This window comes from Acetobacter lovaniensis, from assembly GCF_014207635.1.
Taxonomy (GTDB): Bacteria; Pseudomonadota; Alphaproteobacteria; order Acetobacterales; family Acetobacteraceae; genus Acetobacter; species Acetobacter lovaniensis.
On record NZ_JACHIE010000002.1, the window covers coordinates 1 to 16,213 of the forward strand.

The 16,213-nt window shown below is 54.0% G+C and carries 12 protein-coding genes and 1 tRNA gene; 5 read left to right on the forward strand and 8 right to left on the reverse strand.

The features are described from left to right. Positions 1-551: 551 nt before the first annotated feature. Positions 552-1,469, reverse strand: coding sequence for a glucosamine inositolphosphorylceramide transferase family protein (locus tag HNR55_RS03260; protein WP_166111341.1), 918 nt, complete (start codon positions 1,467-1,469; stop codon positions 552-554). A gap of 66 nt (positions 1,470-1,535) precedes the next feature. Continuing rightward, positions 1,536-2,879 (reverse strand): lipopolysaccharide biosynthesis protein, encoded by a 1,344-nt coding sequence (locus HNR55_RS03265; RefSeq protein WP_166111344.1) that lies wholly within the window; start codon positions 2,877-2,879, stop codon positions 1,536-1,538. A gap of 423 nt (positions 2,880-3,302) precedes the next feature. On the opposite strand from HNR55_RS03265, the gene HNR55_RS03270 reads away from it, so the two are divergent. From HNR55_RS03270 to HNR55_RS03280, 3 genes are all read left to right on the forward strand, one after another. After that, a complete protein-coding gene (locus HNR55_RS03270; RefSeq protein ID WP_166111347.1) occupies positions 3,303-4,436 on the forward strand; it encodes a glycosyltransferase in 1,134 nt (377 codons plus the stop codon). 207 nt (positions 4,437-4,643) lie between these two features. After that, positions 4,644-5,705: a glycosyltransferase family 4 protein gene (locus tag HNR55_RS03275; protein WP_166111350.1), complete on the forward strand. Its 1,062-nt coding sequence runs from the start codon at positions 4,644-4,646 to the stop codon at positions 5,703-5,705. A 9-nt stretch (positions 5,706-5,714) separates the two neighbouring features. After that, positions 5,715-6,845, forward strand: a complete 1,131-nt coding sequence (locus HNR55_RS03280; protein WP_166111353.1) for a glycosyltransferase — start codon at positions 5,715-5,717, stop codon at positions 6,843-6,845. Positions 6,846-7,184: 339 nt separating this feature from the next. On the opposite strand, the gene HNR55_RS03285 is transcribed toward HNR55_RS03280, so the two are convergent. Then, the gene (locus HNR55_RS03285; protein WP_166111356.1) at positions 7,185-8,078 is read right to left on the reverse strand and encodes a LysR family transcriptional regulator; all 894 of its coding nucleotides are present in this window, start codon (positions 8,076-8,078) and stop codon (positions 7,185-7,187) included. A 216-nt stretch (positions 8,079-8,294) separates the two neighbouring features. Here HNR55_RS03285 and metF point away from each other — a divergent pair, with 216 nt between their 5' ends. Further along, positions 8,295-9,278, forward strand: coding sequence for a methylenetetrahydrofolate reductase [NAD(P)H] (gene metF, locus HNR55_RS03290; RefSeq protein WP_242005441.1), 984 nt, complete (start codon positions 8,295-8,297; stop codon positions 9,276-9,278). Positions 9,279-9,461: 183 nt separating this feature from the next. On the opposite strand, the gene HNR55_RS03295 is transcribed toward metF, so the two are convergent. The 5 genes from HNR55_RS03295 to HNR55_RS03315 all read right to left on the reverse strand — a co-directional run bounded on the left by HNR55_RS03295 (position 9,462) and on the right by HNR55_RS03315 (position 15,559). Next, positions 9,462-10,490, reverse strand: coding sequence for a methionine synthase (locus tag HNR55_RS03295; protein ID WP_166111362.1), 1,029 nt, complete (start codon positions 10,488-10,490; stop codon positions 9,462-9,464). Positions 10,491-10,517: 27 nt separating this feature from the next. Continuing rightward, positions 10,518-11,501, reverse strand: coding sequence for a DUF1852 domain-containing protein (locus HNR55_RS03300; protein ID WP_166111364.1), 984 nt, complete (start codon positions 11,499-11,501; stop codon positions 10,518-10,520). A 297-nt stretch (positions 11,502-11,798) separates the two neighbouring features. Continuing rightward, positions 11,799-12,985, reverse strand: a protein-coding gene (locus HNR55_RS03305) for an IS3 family transposase (RefSeq protein WP_166111367.1) whose coding sequence is annotated in 2 segments (ribosomal slippage) — positions 11,799-12,715 and positions 12,715-12,985 — 1,188 coding nt in all. Because the reading frame shifts where the segments join, the coding sequence is not laid out codon by codon here. Between the two features lie 264 nt (positions 12,986-13,249). Continuing rightward, complete coding sequence (locus tag HNR55_RS03310; RefSeq protein WP_166111371.1) at positions 13,250-14,350, reverse strand: glycosyltransferase; 1,101 nt, start codon at positions 14,348-14,350, stop codon at positions 13,250-13,252. 78 nt (positions 14,351-14,428) lie between these two features. Beyond that, positions 14,429-15,559 (reverse strand): CDP-glycerol glycerophosphotransferase family protein, encoded by a 1,131-nt coding sequence (locus tag HNR55_RS03315; protein ID WP_166112063.1) that lies wholly within the window; start codon positions 15,557-15,559, stop codon positions 14,429-14,431. Between the two features lie 510 nt (positions 15,560-16,069). Between HNR55_RS03315 and HNR55_RS03320 the strand changes: the two genes are divergently transcribed. Continuing rightward, positions 16,070-16,159 (forward strand) — tRNA-Ser (locus HNR55_RS03320). The last annotated feature ends 54 nt before the right edge of the window (positions 16,160-16,213 follow it).

The window sequence follows — 16,213 nt, forward strand, 5'->3', positions numbered from 1 at the left end:
GTACGTAGTCGTGGCGCTCCCATGACGTATCTGTCCCATAAGGCTTCCTTCCACTCACGTGAAAATAATACCCCATCAAATCCCGGGACTAAACAGCTAGGAACTTTTTATTCAAAAATCTGTTAGAAAAAATTTTATTGATATAAAAACAAAATTAATATGTATATGTTATTTTAGTATTGGGAAAATAATTTTAAAAATATCCATAAAATATAACAGTATTTCCTTATTCCAAAAAACCGGAAACAAAACAGTACACCTGACAAGCCTGACTACCGACCGGAACCTGCTCCCACGTCATCAACAATCAGGCATTTGACCCCAAGCCCCCTGAAGCAGGCAGACCGCCATATCGCCGGAATACGGTCATGGCCCATCAGGGTATCAGGCGTCCCTGCCTAAAATCGGAGTGAGGGGAGTATCTGGCCATGGCTGTCCGGTACTCTTCACAAGCCTGATGCACACGGCCTCATAGATGAGCATGACAAACTGCGCCGTGCAGATTGGCCACCTATGCCGCTACGGGACAGACCACTGGGGGTATAGGCCACTCAGGCCCGTGGCGGTATCTTGTGGAACAGTTTTTTAACTTCGCGCCATGCCTGCAACCCCAGCCCGTGGGGTGACAGGTTGGTGTATTTAACATCAATCAGCGTCACGTTTCCTGCGGCGGCAAGTGTATGCATGCCCTCAGTATAGGGGGCGTAACCTGCGGGCCTGCGAATGGCCGGACCGGCATGGGTTCTCACCTTTTGCGTGGTCAGTTCATCAAAAACAAGAGGGCGAATGGCCCCGCCATAGGTATGGGTACAGTCCTGTACGGGCAGGATAACCTTGCCATCCAATACGCAAGGAGTGCCACCGGGGCGGGTACTGGCGTTGTCCAGCCTTACTGGGTTGGAGGGGTGGCGCTGCCATGGACCAAGCAGGTCTGGAGCATAGGCAAGGTGGAGTTCGCCCACCGGGGCTGCCGGGCGGCGGGCGGGTGTGTAAAACAGCCACCACAGCCCGTCATGGAAAAAGGGAGTTGCATCCACGGCAATATCCTCACCAAGAGGAATAACAGCCGCCTCCTCCCACTGGTCGGGAAAGCTGATGGCCCGATACAGCGTGAGCCTGCCCGAGTGGTGGGCCTCTGGCAGCATCCATGTCTGCCCGTCAGCTTCAAAAACATAGGGATAGGAGAGGTGCCACGGTGTCTGGAGCGCCTTGCGCTGCTCCTTGAGGTTAAAGGCCGCATCATAGATAAAGACATCTATGGAGCCTACGCGCACGCGGTGGTCGTAATCTTCTACAAACACATACAGCCTGCCATCACGCCACAGGCCAAACGGATCTGCGCGAAAGCAGAAGCTGCGCATGGGAGGGGTCCAGACAACGGGCAGACCCTCAAGTGTGCCACGTTCAAGAATGGCAGAGAGGGGGCTGTCTACAATACCAACGCGCCAGATGTCTTTTCGCAGTCCCATGGTGACGTATTCCTTTCTTGTCGGGTCGGTTTCTGGAGCCATCCCGAAAAGGACAGCATGCTCTGCCTAGCTCGGCGGAAGCTGGCCTGCGGGCCGGGACCGGGCGACCTTGTCGTTGAGCTGGCGCAGGACGGGAAGCGCACAGGCCACAAACATCATCAGTGAAGCCAGAAGGGTTTCCAGTGATGCGCCCTTGATGCCGCCAAACGCCATGAACACAAAAAGAAGCGGAAAATAAAGGCACATCACAATCATACGCCACCGCAGGAGAATGGAAACCCTGTCGATCATGACAAGGAACGGTTCCAGCGGGATCAGGCAGATGTCCAGCAGGGAGCCACCAACAAGCAGCAGGAGTATGGTTTGCTGGCCGGGCCAGACATCATGCAGCATATAAGAAAACAGACGGTTGCCGACCGTTGCCGTCAGCACAAGCGAAAGTGCTGAAAATGCAATGATGAGACCAAATATCTTGAGGATAACAGTGCGTATGCCCTGCCAGTCCTGCGCATCCCGCAGGCGGATGAATTCCGGGTAGAGTGTTGGAATCATCAACTGCGCGGGTTTGGCCAGTCCGTTGCTGATCTGCCGCGCCACCTTGTACACTGCGGCCTCGCTCGCCCCCAGCCTGCCGCCAATCAGCAGCGTGGCGCCTTGTGAGAAAAAGGATTCCAGAACCTGATTCACACTTGTCCTGACCGTGTAAGACCATATGCCCGCAATGCCAGTTCTGCCCAGAATGATATGGGAGAAGGACGGAAAGCCACCGGTCTGTTTCTTGACCAGATACACCCCGGCACAGCTACAGGACACAAACATGGTCAACTGGGTCAGGGACCAGACAAGCAGGAAGTAGCCAATGCCAAAATGGAAGACAAAGCCGATACCCGTGCCACCTGTGCGCACACATGTTGTTAAAAATTCATAGACAGGAACAAGCTTAAAGCGGTTGCACAAACGCAGCATACCGGTTGACCAGCCTGTATTCATGAAAAAAATGGTCAGCATGCACAAGGCGGCGTCAATCTGGACCTGCGGGCTCCACCCCATAAAGGAACCACCCAGCAGGGCTACACCGCCCAGCCCCACAACCATACCGACCAGCCCGCTGATAAAATCCGCACGGATGCAGAAGACGAGCACATCATAAAATCGGTCAAACCGCTTCTGTTCAAAATCGCTGGTGCCGTAATGCAGAAGAGACTGCCACGATTGCAGGTGCGTGATATCACACACCATGGCGGCAAAAGTGATAACAAGCAGCATGACGCCAAAATCCTGCAAGCCCAGTGTCTGGGCTGCCCAAGCGACATAGACAAAACTGCATACGGCATTGATCACACGGCTGCCGATCAGGATTCCTGTGTTCCCCAGAATACGAACAAAAACAGAATGGTGGCTGTGGTCCATGCGATCTCACATATCAAAGGCTCGAATTGCGGCTTTTACACCAATTGGCGGCATGGGGAAAACAAGGCTCAGACCTGAGTACCCCCTGCCCGCACAGAAAGCATTACGTTATAAAAATACCTGAAAAACATATGTTTTTATTTATAGTTTATTTGAAAAAAATTTAAACGAACAACAAACTTACCACACAAAGGTAACTTCCTTTTTATATATTAAGAATATACCTTTATCCATCCAAGAAGATGCGTATTTTGCAGGAAATGTTAAAAATAAATTTAATTTAATCGGGCAATGTTGCGCTTGGCCTGTGTAGAATATAGATGAAATTGAGTTCTCTTGTTTCTATACAAAACCTTCATAAATCCTATTTTTTGGAGACAAGGCGGGAATTTTAGGAACTCTCCCTCAATAAAGATATCGGTAATGGAACGTTTTGCAAGCCGGAAGCTTTTTAAAATAGGTGTTGTTCTTAGGGACTTCAGGCTTGGCGGAAGCGAGCGTGTCGCCATTGGTCTTGCCAACTACTGGTCAGGCCTTGGCTTTCCGGTAACCGTGTTTGCCGGGCGCAGTGAAGGCGAAATGCGCGATCTGCTTTGCCCGGAAATTATCGTGCATTCAGCATCAATCCCGACAACTGTTCCTGATAAACATCTGGGCGAAAAAACAGCCCGTGCTGCAAAGCGGCATTTCCGGACCAACCCCGTGCAGGCGTGTTATGTGCCGGGCAATGGCCATTGGCCCATTACCCGGCGGCTGGCACAACTGCCTGAGCGGATCAGGCCGACGCTTGTCTCTCAGGTCAGTTCCCCCATTTTCCGGCAGATGCGTACCCCGCTATCGCAGTGGCTGTATAATTTGCGCATGCGGTTTTTGCTGCGTGCCAGCGATCATGTCGTAGCTGTCAGCCATGAACTGGCCAGAGACACCCGCACCGTCCTGAAAGGCAGGGAGGTCAAGGTCATTCCTCTGCCCGTTGTGTGGGAGGAGCATGATCTTGTGCCTGTACCAGACAATGCGGCACTGAACATTCTGGCCGCAGGCAGGCTGGTGCCGGTCAAGGGATTTGATGTGCTGATCAAGGCCATTGCCCTTGTAAAAAAACAGTGCCCCACGGTACGCCTGACCATCTGTGGCGAAGGCCCCGAACGCCCAAGGCTGGAAAATCTGATCAGCACTCTGGATTTGCACGACAACGTGGTGCTGGCGGGTTATGTCTCATCCATCCGACCGTGGCTGGATATGTGCCGCATGTTTGTCCTGTCCTCCTACGCCGAAAGCTATGGAGCGGTTCTGGTGGAAGCTCTGGCTGCGGGACGGCAGATTGTCAGCACCCGCTGCACCCCTGCGTTACAGGACCTGATGCAGGTGCCATGGATCGGGGAGGCCGTATCCGTGGGGCAGCCCTATGCCTTGGCAAACGCCATTATACGCCTGCAGGCCCAGCCCCCCCCGCCATGTGAAAAACTGGCCGAAACCGTACGCACCTTCCATCTGGCCCATGGAGGGCAGCATTACCTTTCCCTGCTGTTATCCGGGTCTGAAGAACAGAACGGATAGGCCCTGCTGATGCAGCGCCACGCGTATGCGTATTCTCCCGGCGTGCCGGTTCTGACTATGTGACCTTCTGGTGAACTTCTGCTCCGTGCAGAAAGGGGATTGGTCTAAACTGCTCACCAATGATAATAAAATGCAGCTATAATTATTGCATGCTCCCTTAACCCTGTGCCGGGTGCTTGCTGTTCGGGCGTATAAGGGCGGCATGACATGCGCGTAGGCTTTCTCATTCAGCACATCAATGGTCTGGGCGGTACGGAACGGACCGCCTGTGCTGTTATGAATGGTCTGGCCGAGCATGCAAGCGTATGCCTGATCGAACTCTGGTCACAAGGTCCTGCCGCGTATGGGCTGGACCCCAGAGTACAAACCGTCTCTCTTTTTACCAGACATGTGCCCATGCTCAGCCACTGGGCAAGTCTGGTCTGGCAGTGTTACAGACAGATCGGTGCGTTGGGGCTGGATGTTCTGGTCGTGGTGGAAAGCACGCATGCCCTGTACGGTGTTGCCGCCTGCCGTCTGGCCGGTATTCGCTGCGTTGTCTGGGAGCATTTTAACTGCAACGTGGACATGGGCAAGCGCAAGCGCCGCTGGGGGCGCTGGATAGCATCGCGCTGGGCGGATGATATTGTAACCCTGACCAGCAGGGACATAGCCCTATGGCATCAAAAACTGGCTCCAAAAGCCAGACTGGTCTGTATTCCCAATATGGTGCCTGCCCTGCCGCCTGTGCATTATGACCCGGATTCACGCCTTGTTGTCGCCATTGGTCGGCTGACGCACCAGAAGGGGTTTGACAGACTTCTGGCTGTCTGGGAAAAAATCATACAGGACAGGCGCGCCACAGGCTGGACCTTGCAGATCATAGGCTCTGGCCCGGAACAGGACCAGTTACGGCGCAGGGCTGAATCCCTTACGCGGGTGGACTTCATGCCTGCGCAGAATGATGTCAGCGCTGTTTATGCACGCACTGGTATTCTGGTTTCCACGTCACGGTATGAAGGCCTGCCCATGGTCATGCTGGAAGCACAGGCGGCGGGCATACCGATTGTCGCCTTTGACTGCGAAACAGGACCTTCTGAAATTATTGTATCAGGAGAGACGGGTTTGCTTGTCACACAGGATGATACGCAGGGGTTTGCCAGCGCTGTTCTTGATCTGATGGATGACCGGGCCATGCGTGTCAGTTTTTCCGAGGCAGCCAGAGTGCGCTCCAGCCAGTTCTCACCTGAGAAAATTATAGAAAAATGGAGAAATCTTCTAAAAGTTTGAAAATATATCATGGATAAAGACATGGAGTGTGCGGAACTGTCAAGCATTGGTGTGATCATTCACGATTTCAAGTTCGGTGGTTCGGAAAGAATAGCCATCAGACTTGCAAATTACTGGGCCAGAAACGGGTTTTCGGTAACGGTGTTCTGCGCCTCCGTTCAGGGGGAAATGCACCATCTCCTTTCCGCTGACGTCAGGGTGGTCTGCACTTCCACTGCTCTGGCACGTCATTATGGCAGCATGTACCAGCTTGCACGCAAGGCACGGCAGTATTTTGCCGAACATCCCGTGGATTTTTGCTATATTCCGGGTAATTATCACTGGCCTGTCACGCATGAACTGGCCCGTCTGCCATTACCTTTACGGCCTGTTCTTGTCTCCCAGATCAGTTCCCTTATTTACAAACCTGGTCGTTCGCAGTTCAAGCAGATGCTGTTTAACATGCGTATGCGCTATCTGCTGAACAGGAGCGACCTTGTGGTAGCCATGGACAGCCTGAGCGCACGCCAGAGCAATGCCATTCTGCGCAGGACAGACACTCTGGTCATACCCCTGCCCGCATTGGGTGAAACAAGTGCTCCTCCCACGCCCCCGCCTGCAACACTGTCTGTTGTCGCCGCAGGCCGCCTGACTGAACAGAAGGGCTTTGATGATCTTGTCAGGGCTTTTGCACAGGTGCGGCACACGCTGCCACAGGCCAGACTGACCATTTGCGGGGAGGGCGAGGAAAGACCGGTTCTGGAACAGCTTATCCGCCGGTATGGACTGGAGGACTGTGTCAGGCTGGTCGGGTATGTGCAGAACATACGCCCGTATCTGGATAAAAACGCCATTTTTGTCCTTTCTTCCCGCCGGGAAGGATATGGTGCGGTGCTGCTGGAAGCGCTGGAAGCCGGGCGTTATGTGGTGACAACGGATTGCACACCAGCCGTACATGATATTTTTGACGATGGCGTTTGTGGCAGGGTTGTGCCGCCCAACAACCCGAAGGCTCTGGCCAAAGGTCTGGTTGAGGCTTTGCGTAGCCGACAGGATATTACCCGCCTGACCGGGGAGCGTGTGGCCCGTTTTCGGATCAACGTTGGTGCGCAGAAATATATTGCAGCCGTAGAAAACAAAATGCGCGCAGATCGGGTATAAACAGCACAGCCATGAAGCCGGTTAGCCAGTCTTGGCCATGAGGTCCGCTCCACGTCTTTAGCGGCTGGAGGCGACACTGCTGTTGCCGCGAGCCAGTATGGCGCTCCCCGTCAGGTCAAACCCTGCTTTAAACCGCTCCTGGTTTAAGAAAGACAGAAAGCCCTGTGCGGTAAAAAATTGACCTCAGTAAACAACCGAAGTGTTTTCCGCCAGAATCTCGTGAACATGCGACCCTGATCCTTCCGCGAGAAAAAAAGACCCCGCTCGCCCGTCAGCCAGTGGTGATGATGGCGCCCTCAAGGCTGGGTAGCGCCCTGCCCGCCTTCAATAACAGGCATTTTATTCTCTGGGTTCAGAAGCAAATTTTATAAAATCTGCAAGATATTTAATATCGTCATCAGTTTCCCGATGACCAAGAAATATCTGTTTCGCAATCCCTTTTTTGCCCAGCTTCACGGGATGAAGTTCAAAACGGGCGGCATACTCCTCCACAAGCCAGCGTGGAAGTGCCGCAACACCTCTTTCATGCGCCACCATCACCAGCATGATGTCCGTTGTCTCGATCTGCTTCTGTTGCCGGGGAGCAATCCCTGCTGGTTGCAGAAACTGCGTGTAAATATCAAGCCGTTCGGACGGAACGGGATAGGTAATCAATGTTTCGTCTGCAAGCTGCTCCGGCAGGACAAATTTTGCATGCCGTAAAGGATGTTCCGGACCAACAGCCAGCACAAGTTCATAATCAAAGACCGGCGTGAATATCAGGCCGGGTTTGTAAAGCGGATCAGGTGTCACCAGAATATCAATTTCATTACTGAACAGCGCACCAATCCCGCCGAACTGAAACTTCTGCCTCACATCCACATCGACCTTTGGCCATCTCTCCAGATAGGGTGAGACCACCTTCAGAAGCCACTGATAGCAGGGATGACACTCCATACCGATACGGAGTGTGCCCCGCCCACCATTTGCAAACTGCTCAATGCGGCCTTCCGCCAGCTCAAACTGCGGAAGCAGCCGGTTCGCCAGTGACAACAGCCATTCTCCTGCCTGCGTGAGCACAAGAGAACGCCCCTCCCGCCGCCATATCTTGACACCAAGCTGCTGTTCAATCTTGCGGATGGAATGGCTGAGAGCTGGCTGGGTCAGGTGCAGACGCATCCCTGCGGCCGTCAACGAGCCTTCCCGTGCGACTTCCCGAATAATTGTCAGATGACTACGTTCCAGAATATTCATGCCTTGCCCAATAAATGCACAAATTTCATATACTGATAGAAATATATCATTTCAGTTCATTTTTACAAACCTTTATCCTAAGGACTTAACAATTCGTTCGGACAGTTTTCCATGGTTTCAACCGACAATTACGACCTTCGTCATATTGCATTCAAACACGGGCGAGAGTTTGAAAAATGCATCAATGGCCTGCCCTCGCGCAGGTTCGACACCCCGATGCCTGTCATGTCCTTTGAGTTTGTCCCACCCGGAACCCGCATGATGGCGCAGCGGTTATGGCGCTGCATCCGGTATCTGGCACCACTCTCACCCCGCTTTGTCTCGGTGACTTATGGAGCTGGCGGAACCACACGGACCGGCACTGTCTCCACCGTATTGCGTCTGAAGCGGGAGACTGACCTTGTCCCCGCCGCCCACCTGACCTGTACCGGAGCAACCCGCAGGGATGTGGATGACCTCGCCCGTCGCTACTGGGCTGCTGGTGTCAGGCATATCGTGGCCCTGCGTGGTGATCCCCCCACAGGCTCTGCTGATGATCCCCCGCAGTCGGGCGGTTATGCCTATGCCAGCGATCTTGTCGCGGGCCTGCGCCGCATTGCGGATTTTGAAATCTCCGTCGCCGCCTACCCTGAAACACATCCTGCCGCCCTGAGTCCGCAAGCTGATCTGGATAATCTCAAACGCAAGCTCGATGCCGGAGCAACACGCGCCATAACCCAGTATTTCTTTGATGCTGAGACCTACCTGCGTTTTTTTGACCGGTGTCTGGCGGCCGGAATAACAGCACCGATCATTCCCGGCATTATGCCAGTCTCGGACTACGGGCAGATTGCCCGCTTCTCGGCATTATGTGGCGTAACGGTGCCAGACTGGCTGACCCATCTTTTTGAAGGCACCGTAGAGAACCCAGAGCTCCGTCGTATCATCGCCAGCATTGTGGCGGTGGAGCAAATCCGCACTTTACAGGCTTATGGTATCAATGAATTTCATATCTCCACGTTGAATCGTTCTGACCTTACCTACGCGATTGCCCATATTCTTGGGGCTCGCCCCACGGAGCAACACGCAGCGGATAACCGGTTACAATGTTCAGAAACGGCTGAAATCACCGATGGGCAAAACGCCCCGACAGATTGTGACACCACCGGACAGACACAGGAAGATGCCCCTCCCTTCATGCTGCGCACCCAGTTCGGGTGAGCGTCCCGCATGACCAGAGGGGAAGTCCTTCTTCTGGTTTGTGGATTTTCCCTCAGACAATCACAGGGTCAGGGTCGGCTGGAAGCCGGTGTGGCGGAACCGCGGACACCCACAAAAATTCTGGCGTCATGGAAGGCAGGAACAGTGCCATGCCCTCCTGATGATATCTCGCCCAGACGCCTGTCAGACCGCAAGTTCTTTTCGAACGATTTCCGCGCCTGCGGCCAGAGCATTCAACTTGCCACGCGCCACATCGCGCGGCAAAGGAGCCATACCGCAGTTCGTGCAAGGATAAAGCTTGTCGGCATCGACAAACTGAAGCGCTTTCCGCAGGGTATCCGCGACTTTCTCTGGTGTCTCAATGGTTCTGGTCGCCACATCAATGGCCCCCACCATCACTTTTTTTCCACGAATGAGTTCGATCAGATCCATCGGAACGCGAGAGTTCTGACATTCCAGCGAGATCAGATCAATTTTGGATTTCTGTAATCTGGGGAATATCTCTTCGTACTGACGCCACTCTTCCCCAAGAGCATTTTTCCAGTCGATATTGGCTTTGATCCCGTAACCATAGCAGATATGAACTGCGGTTTCGCATTTCAGTCCCTCAATGGCTTTTTCTAGCGTGGCAATGCCCCAGTCATTCACCTCATCAAAAAAAACATTGAAGGCAGGCTCATCGAACTGGATGATGTCCACACCAGCCGCTTCCAGTTCTCTTGCTTCCTGATTGAGGATTCTGGCGAATTCCCATGCCAGTTTCTCGCGGCTTTTATAGTGAGCGTCATAGAGGGTATCGATCATGGTCATGGGGCCGGGGAGCGCCCACTTGATGGGCTTCTTTGTCAGCGTGCGTAAAAATTTCGCGTCTTCGACAAAAACCGGCTTTTCGCGTGCTACCGCCCCTATGACAGACGGAACACTTGCATCGTAGCGGTTACGAATTTTTACCGTCTGACGGTTCTCGAAATCAACACCACTGAGATGTTCAATAAATGTCGTGACAAAATGCTGACGGGTCTGTTCTCCATCACTGACAATATCAATGCCAGCACGATCCTGATCATCCAGCGTCAGACGCAGCGCGTCCTGTTTGCCTTCGAGCAGTTCTTCGCCCTGCAATTTCCAGGGCGACCAGAGTGTCTCGGGCTGTGCGAGCCATGAGGGTTTGGGCAGGCTGCCAGCCGTTGCGGTGGGGAGCAGTGTATTCATGTAAGACGACCTTGTAGTTCTGATGGATCAGGAGACGTAACTGGCAGACCACTGCTCAAGAATATCGTGATATGGTCTGATAAAATTCTCTTCCGTATATTTTCCCTGCGCGGTGGCCAACTGGGTACGTTCCACCCGATCGTAGACAATCCGGGTGTTTGAATAGTCCTGATACTTCAGACTGGGCCGAAAACAGTCAGCCGCCGCAGCATTGGCGTTGTAAATTTCGGGACGGTAGATCTTCTGAAATGACTCCATCACGCTGATGGTGCTGATAAGCTCAAGAGCGGAGTAATCAGACAGCAGATCGCCAAAAAAATAGAATGCCAGCGGTGCAACACTGTTGGCAGGCATGAAATAACGAACCTTCATGCCCATTTTTTCAAAATACTGATCGGTCAGGGAAAAGTCATGCTGCTGGTATTCAACGCCCAGAACAGGATGCTGATTTTCTGTCCGATGATAGGTCCGGTTGGTTGAAACACTGAGGCATATGACAGGCAGTTTTCTGAAACTCTTCCTGTAGGCCGGGGAGTACACCACGCTCTTGAAGAGATTCCCGTGTACATCACCGTAATTATGCGGAACGCAGAATTCGGACTTATCTTTATTATAGTCTGGCAGTAACACGCTGAAGTCATAATCCCGCACGTAAGAGGAAAAACTGTTCCCTGCGAGACCTTCAATACGCTTGCTGTCGTTTTTATCGACGATTGTAGAATACAGAACTTCGATCAGGGGAAAGCTGTCATTCTTGCCCGCAAAGGCGAGATCCATTTCCACTGAAACAATTTCAAGCTCGACAGAATAGCGATCCCCCATGGGATTGTCCCAACGCGCCAGATCATTGAAACGATTGTCAATCATACGCATGACATTCCGCAGGTTTTCCTGACGGCTGTCCCCTCTTGCCAGATTGGCAAAATTGGTCGTAAGGCGCGTCCTGTCAGATGGGTGATAATTTTCATCGAAGCGAAGCCGATGGATATTGAATGTAAAATCCTGAACCATTGTGGACCTGCATTTCTATTCTTATGAAAACCAGAATTTTATTTATGGGATTCAGAAAATCCCCGGCTTTCATTTCTGATTTCCCGGTTGATGATACTCATCATGTCCGCCGTCAAACACTGTGTCTGCTTTATGCCTGAGCCTAATGGTGAATAAAAATGATTTGATTTCATCAAAACATAAATCCCACTCATGGATCGAGATAAGCAGGACCACACCCGAACGGGATAAAGCGAGTGAGGCGGCCCCATTCGTTCGGACAGATTTGCGGGTTGAATAAGCTATTGCCCGGTGTTGCTATGCCGCCAATTTCTCGTTGTTGCTGACCGACACCGTTGCCGGGGTTAACCCCGGCAACGGTGTCGGAGCAAACCCATGATACGCCTCATCGGGCGTGCGTCCAGCGAGAGCCGAATGCGGGCGCCGCGAATTATAATGACCAATCCATTTTGCAAGGCCGGCACGAAGTTCCGAGCCGGTCTCGAAAGCGTGGAGATACACGCATTCATATTTCAATGACCGCCAGAGCCGTTCGATGAAGACATTGTCCATCCAGCGGCCGCGCCCGTCCATGCTAATGCGGATCTGCCGCTCCTGCAGCACTTCGGTGAAGCGCGGCGTGGTGAATTGGCTGCCTTGATCCGTGTTGAAAATCTCCGGCGTCCCGTAGCGGGCCAACGCCTCCTTGAGGGCCTCGACGCAAAAGTCCGCATCCATGGTATTGGACAGGCGCCAGGCCAGAACCTTGCGCGTCGTCCAGTCCATGATCGCCGTCAGATACAGAAAACCCCGGCGCATCGGAATGTAGGTGATATCCGAACACCAGACCTGGTTGGGCCGGTCGATCGTCAGGTCCCGCAGGAGATAGGGATATGTGCGATGCTCCGGGTGGGGCACCGTCGTCCTGGGCTTCTGATAAATCGCAACCAGCCCCATCCGGGCCATCAGCCGTCCGATCCGTTTGCGGCCTACCTCATGGCCCAGACGGCGAAGGTGCCGCGCCATCTGCCGGGAGCCATAATACGGCGTTTCCATGAACTGCTCGTCGATCAGCCGCATCAGCATCAGGTTGAACGCGTTTTCGGGTGCAGGCTGATAATATACCCCCGATCGGTTGAGCCTCAGCAAGGTGCATTGCCTGACGATTGGCAGGCGGGGACGTTGCGGGTCGATCATTTGCCGCCTCTGGTCACGCCCAAGCGAACAGAGGCATCCCGCAAAAAATCCCGTTCCACCAGAAGTTGGCCGATCTTCGCGTGAAGCTTCTCGACCTCGGCCGCGCTCGTCGCTGGCTCCGCAACGGCCTTCCCCGAAAAGGTCGCCGCCATGCCCTCGATCGCCTGACGCTTCCACTGGGCAATCATCGTCTGATGCACACCGTGCTTCGACGCCAGTTCCGATAATGTCTGCTCGCTGCGGATCGCCTCAAGAGCAACCCGCGACTTGAACTCACCCGAATATCGTTTCCTCGTAACCTTGCCCATCAGTCCCTGTCCCTATCCAGCCCGGGGATAGCTTATCACCCTGTCCGATTTTCCGGGGCCAGCTCTGAGAGACCGATCCATGGGGTGCTTGTTTGTCAGTGCGCCAGTCAGGCGCAGATACACGGTCTGCGCGCGAAAAACCGGTCTTTGCGTTCTGCCGTCTCATGAGTCTCCAGCTTGCATGCTGGATACGTTCGACGGCATGACACTAGAACTGGAACTGACAGGATTTTATCGCATCGAAATGCAGTCTTCAGGACAGGATCAGACTGCTGCGGTTTTACCGTTCCGGGCCACAATCTGCTCAACACGGGCCAGAATGTCCCGGCCGATCCGGTCAAACTGCTGCGCGCCAAAACGGGCCAGTACTGTCGCGCGCGCATGTTGGCCCATATCCGCCAGATGCTGAGGCTGTTTGAGCAGGTCTTCCAGCGCACTGGCAAGGGCCGCACTATCCTGCGGTGGCACGATGCGGCCGATCTGCGGGGTAATGGAAGACGGGATTTCTCCCGCGTTGGAAGCAACAACCGGCAGGGATGCCAGCATGGCCTCATGCGCGGCCAGGCAGAACCCTTCCCACAGGGAAGGTTGGACATAAAGATGCAGTCGGGACAGAAAAACCGATGGGTCTTTAATATGGCCAAGGATCTGTATGGGCAGCCTGCCTTGAGCAATCAGTGCCTCAAGATGGGGGCGCTCTTCCCCCTCGCCGCCGATCAGCACTTCAAAAGGGGGAAGACCAGAACGGGTTTGCAGCAGGGCAACGGCCGCGCACAGCGTGTCATACCCTTTGACCGGGTGCAGTCGGCCCAGCGTGCCAATGCGGACAGGTGTGCCGGGTTGCCAGGGTGCGGCGGTAGGAACATTGGGGTCCGCCCTGAAGATAGGCCATTCCACAAGCCTGTCCGGGGTAACGCCCAGTGTGCGGCGTGTCTGCTCTGCCACGCAGGAGGAATCGGCGACCCACAGGGCGCTTCTGTTTTTAAAGCGGCGCAGCAGGGCAGCGTTCAGGGGTTTGAGACGTGCAGAATGCTGCCAGCTTACAACGGGAATGTGCTGCCATTGACCAACCAGTTGCCCCAGCAGCGTGGCCCGGCTGAGCGATGTCCAGATAACATCGGGTTTATAGGCGCGCATCTGCCTGTGCAGCCAGAGCAGGGCTGCAAGGTGATCCTTGCGGGAGCCGGGGCGGATATGGAGTGTAAGCCCGGCGTTTTCCAGCGGTTCAATAGCCAGACCGTTGCGCCGAGTCAGGGCAAAAACCTCAACATGATGCCCGGCGTCCCGCATGACCTTTGTAATGGCCGGAACGGGAAGCGCCGCACCACCGCTTTCCACGGAGTTTATAATATACGCGATTTTCATCGGCACGATTTTTGCACGGATCAGACCAATAAGCGAGGGAGAAGCACGCCAGACGCACTCGTGGAAGCGGGAAAAGGCTCAGACCTTTTTTTGCAGAAAACGCATAATGGCGTCCGCAGCCCCCGGAGATGTCGGGCTTTTGTCCTGATGTTCGAATGTTTCAGCAACATAGGCGCGCTGCCTGCCCTCAAACTCATCCTCACGGGTAAAGGCAAGAGAAAGTGCCTTGCCCAGTTCATCGGGGGAGTCGATCACCTGCCCCAGTGTCCAGAACCGGTAGTCCTTGTTGTTCTGCCAGTGCGCGTGATGGGCATTGAGGAAAATGCACGGTCTGGGCCGGATCAGGAACTCGGCAACCTGACTGCTGACATCCCCCAGATAAAGGTCAGCCGCCATGGTGTAGGTCATGTCTATGCTGCGGGAGCTACCGGTATCGATCAGGATATTGGGATATTGGGCAAAGCGCCTGACCAGCGCTTCGGCCTGTTTCTTGTGGCCATTGAACAGGCGGTAATGCGGTGCGCAGATCAGGTTGTAATGATCCTGATTGGCAAAGTAGTTCAGGATTGTCTCGCCAAACTGGTACCACGATGTCAGACCGCGTGAAAAATGCGGATTGTACAATACAATGGGTTTGTCGTTATCAAACAGACGAGCCTGCTGCTTGTGCAGACGCTCCACAATATCGAACTTGGCATAGGTGCCCATGTGGTATTCGCCGGGGGTGATAAGGCCCCGTTCAAGCAGCCTCTGTTCCACTTTTTTGCCTGAAAGAAGCACAAAGTCGAACTGCTTGATATCCTCGGCAAATCCAATGGCCCGGTCCCCCGCGCCATGGCGTGTCCAGATATACAGAGGTTTGGTCACACCCATGCGCTTGAGGTAGAGCGATGTCCGCTCCGGCACCACAATGGCCTGAAACTGATTGAAGTAATGGCGGCTGAAAAACAGGGAGGCCAGCCGCTCAAGCGGGCCGGGGCCATTACGCTCGACCAGCCTGCTCAGCCATGCAGGAATGGGGAGCAGGTCGTAGGTGACTTTTGCCGCCGGGTAGAGTCGGCCTAGCGAGCGGGCATAATCAAGATGGCTCTGGGTAGGGCAAGCCACATGCACGTCCGCATTGGGGTGGCGGGTTGCCATTTCAAAGGCGATGGGGAGCGAGTGGAGCGTCTGGTGCGGCTGGGCAATCAGCAGGAAAACCACTTTCAGCGTTTTAAGAGCGCTTTGTGGCGGTGTCTGTGGTGCCGACACACCATGAGGACCACGCCCCAGACTCTGAAGGTGTTTCTGCTGGTCTGTCATATCGAAAAAAAATGGCTGCACAGGCACATAGGTCAAGCTACGGCTCTTTCCTCTTGGGAAGCGGGCACCATAACCCGGCTACCACAAACACACCTCAATTCCATTCAGCGTTTGGCAAGGACATCTATAGTGCCCGCTGACTTGCACCAGATAGCGCACAGCGTCAAGACGCTAACACCCGCAGTAAGGGTCTGAACTAACACATAAACTCTCACTTAATATGGATGTTTGACACATATCTTGACCACCATACCCGCAGGAGGCGGAAGAACAGTGACGACTGACCCAATGAGGTGGAGGTAACGCAACCAGAACAGACGCTGCCAGAGGCTGGTTATTCAGCACGGGGAACCCGTTCATGTTCGTGCGGATCAACGCTTGCGTATTCGCGCTAGCGCACCTATAACGCATCCCCACGGAGAGGTGCCAGAGCGGTCGAATGGGGCGGTCTCGAAAACCGTTGAGCTAGCAATAGTTCCGAGGGTTCGAATCCCTCCCTCTCCGCCAAAGATTCCAATAATTTGGTCGGATGCTCCTGATCCATCCATGGTCATTAAATCC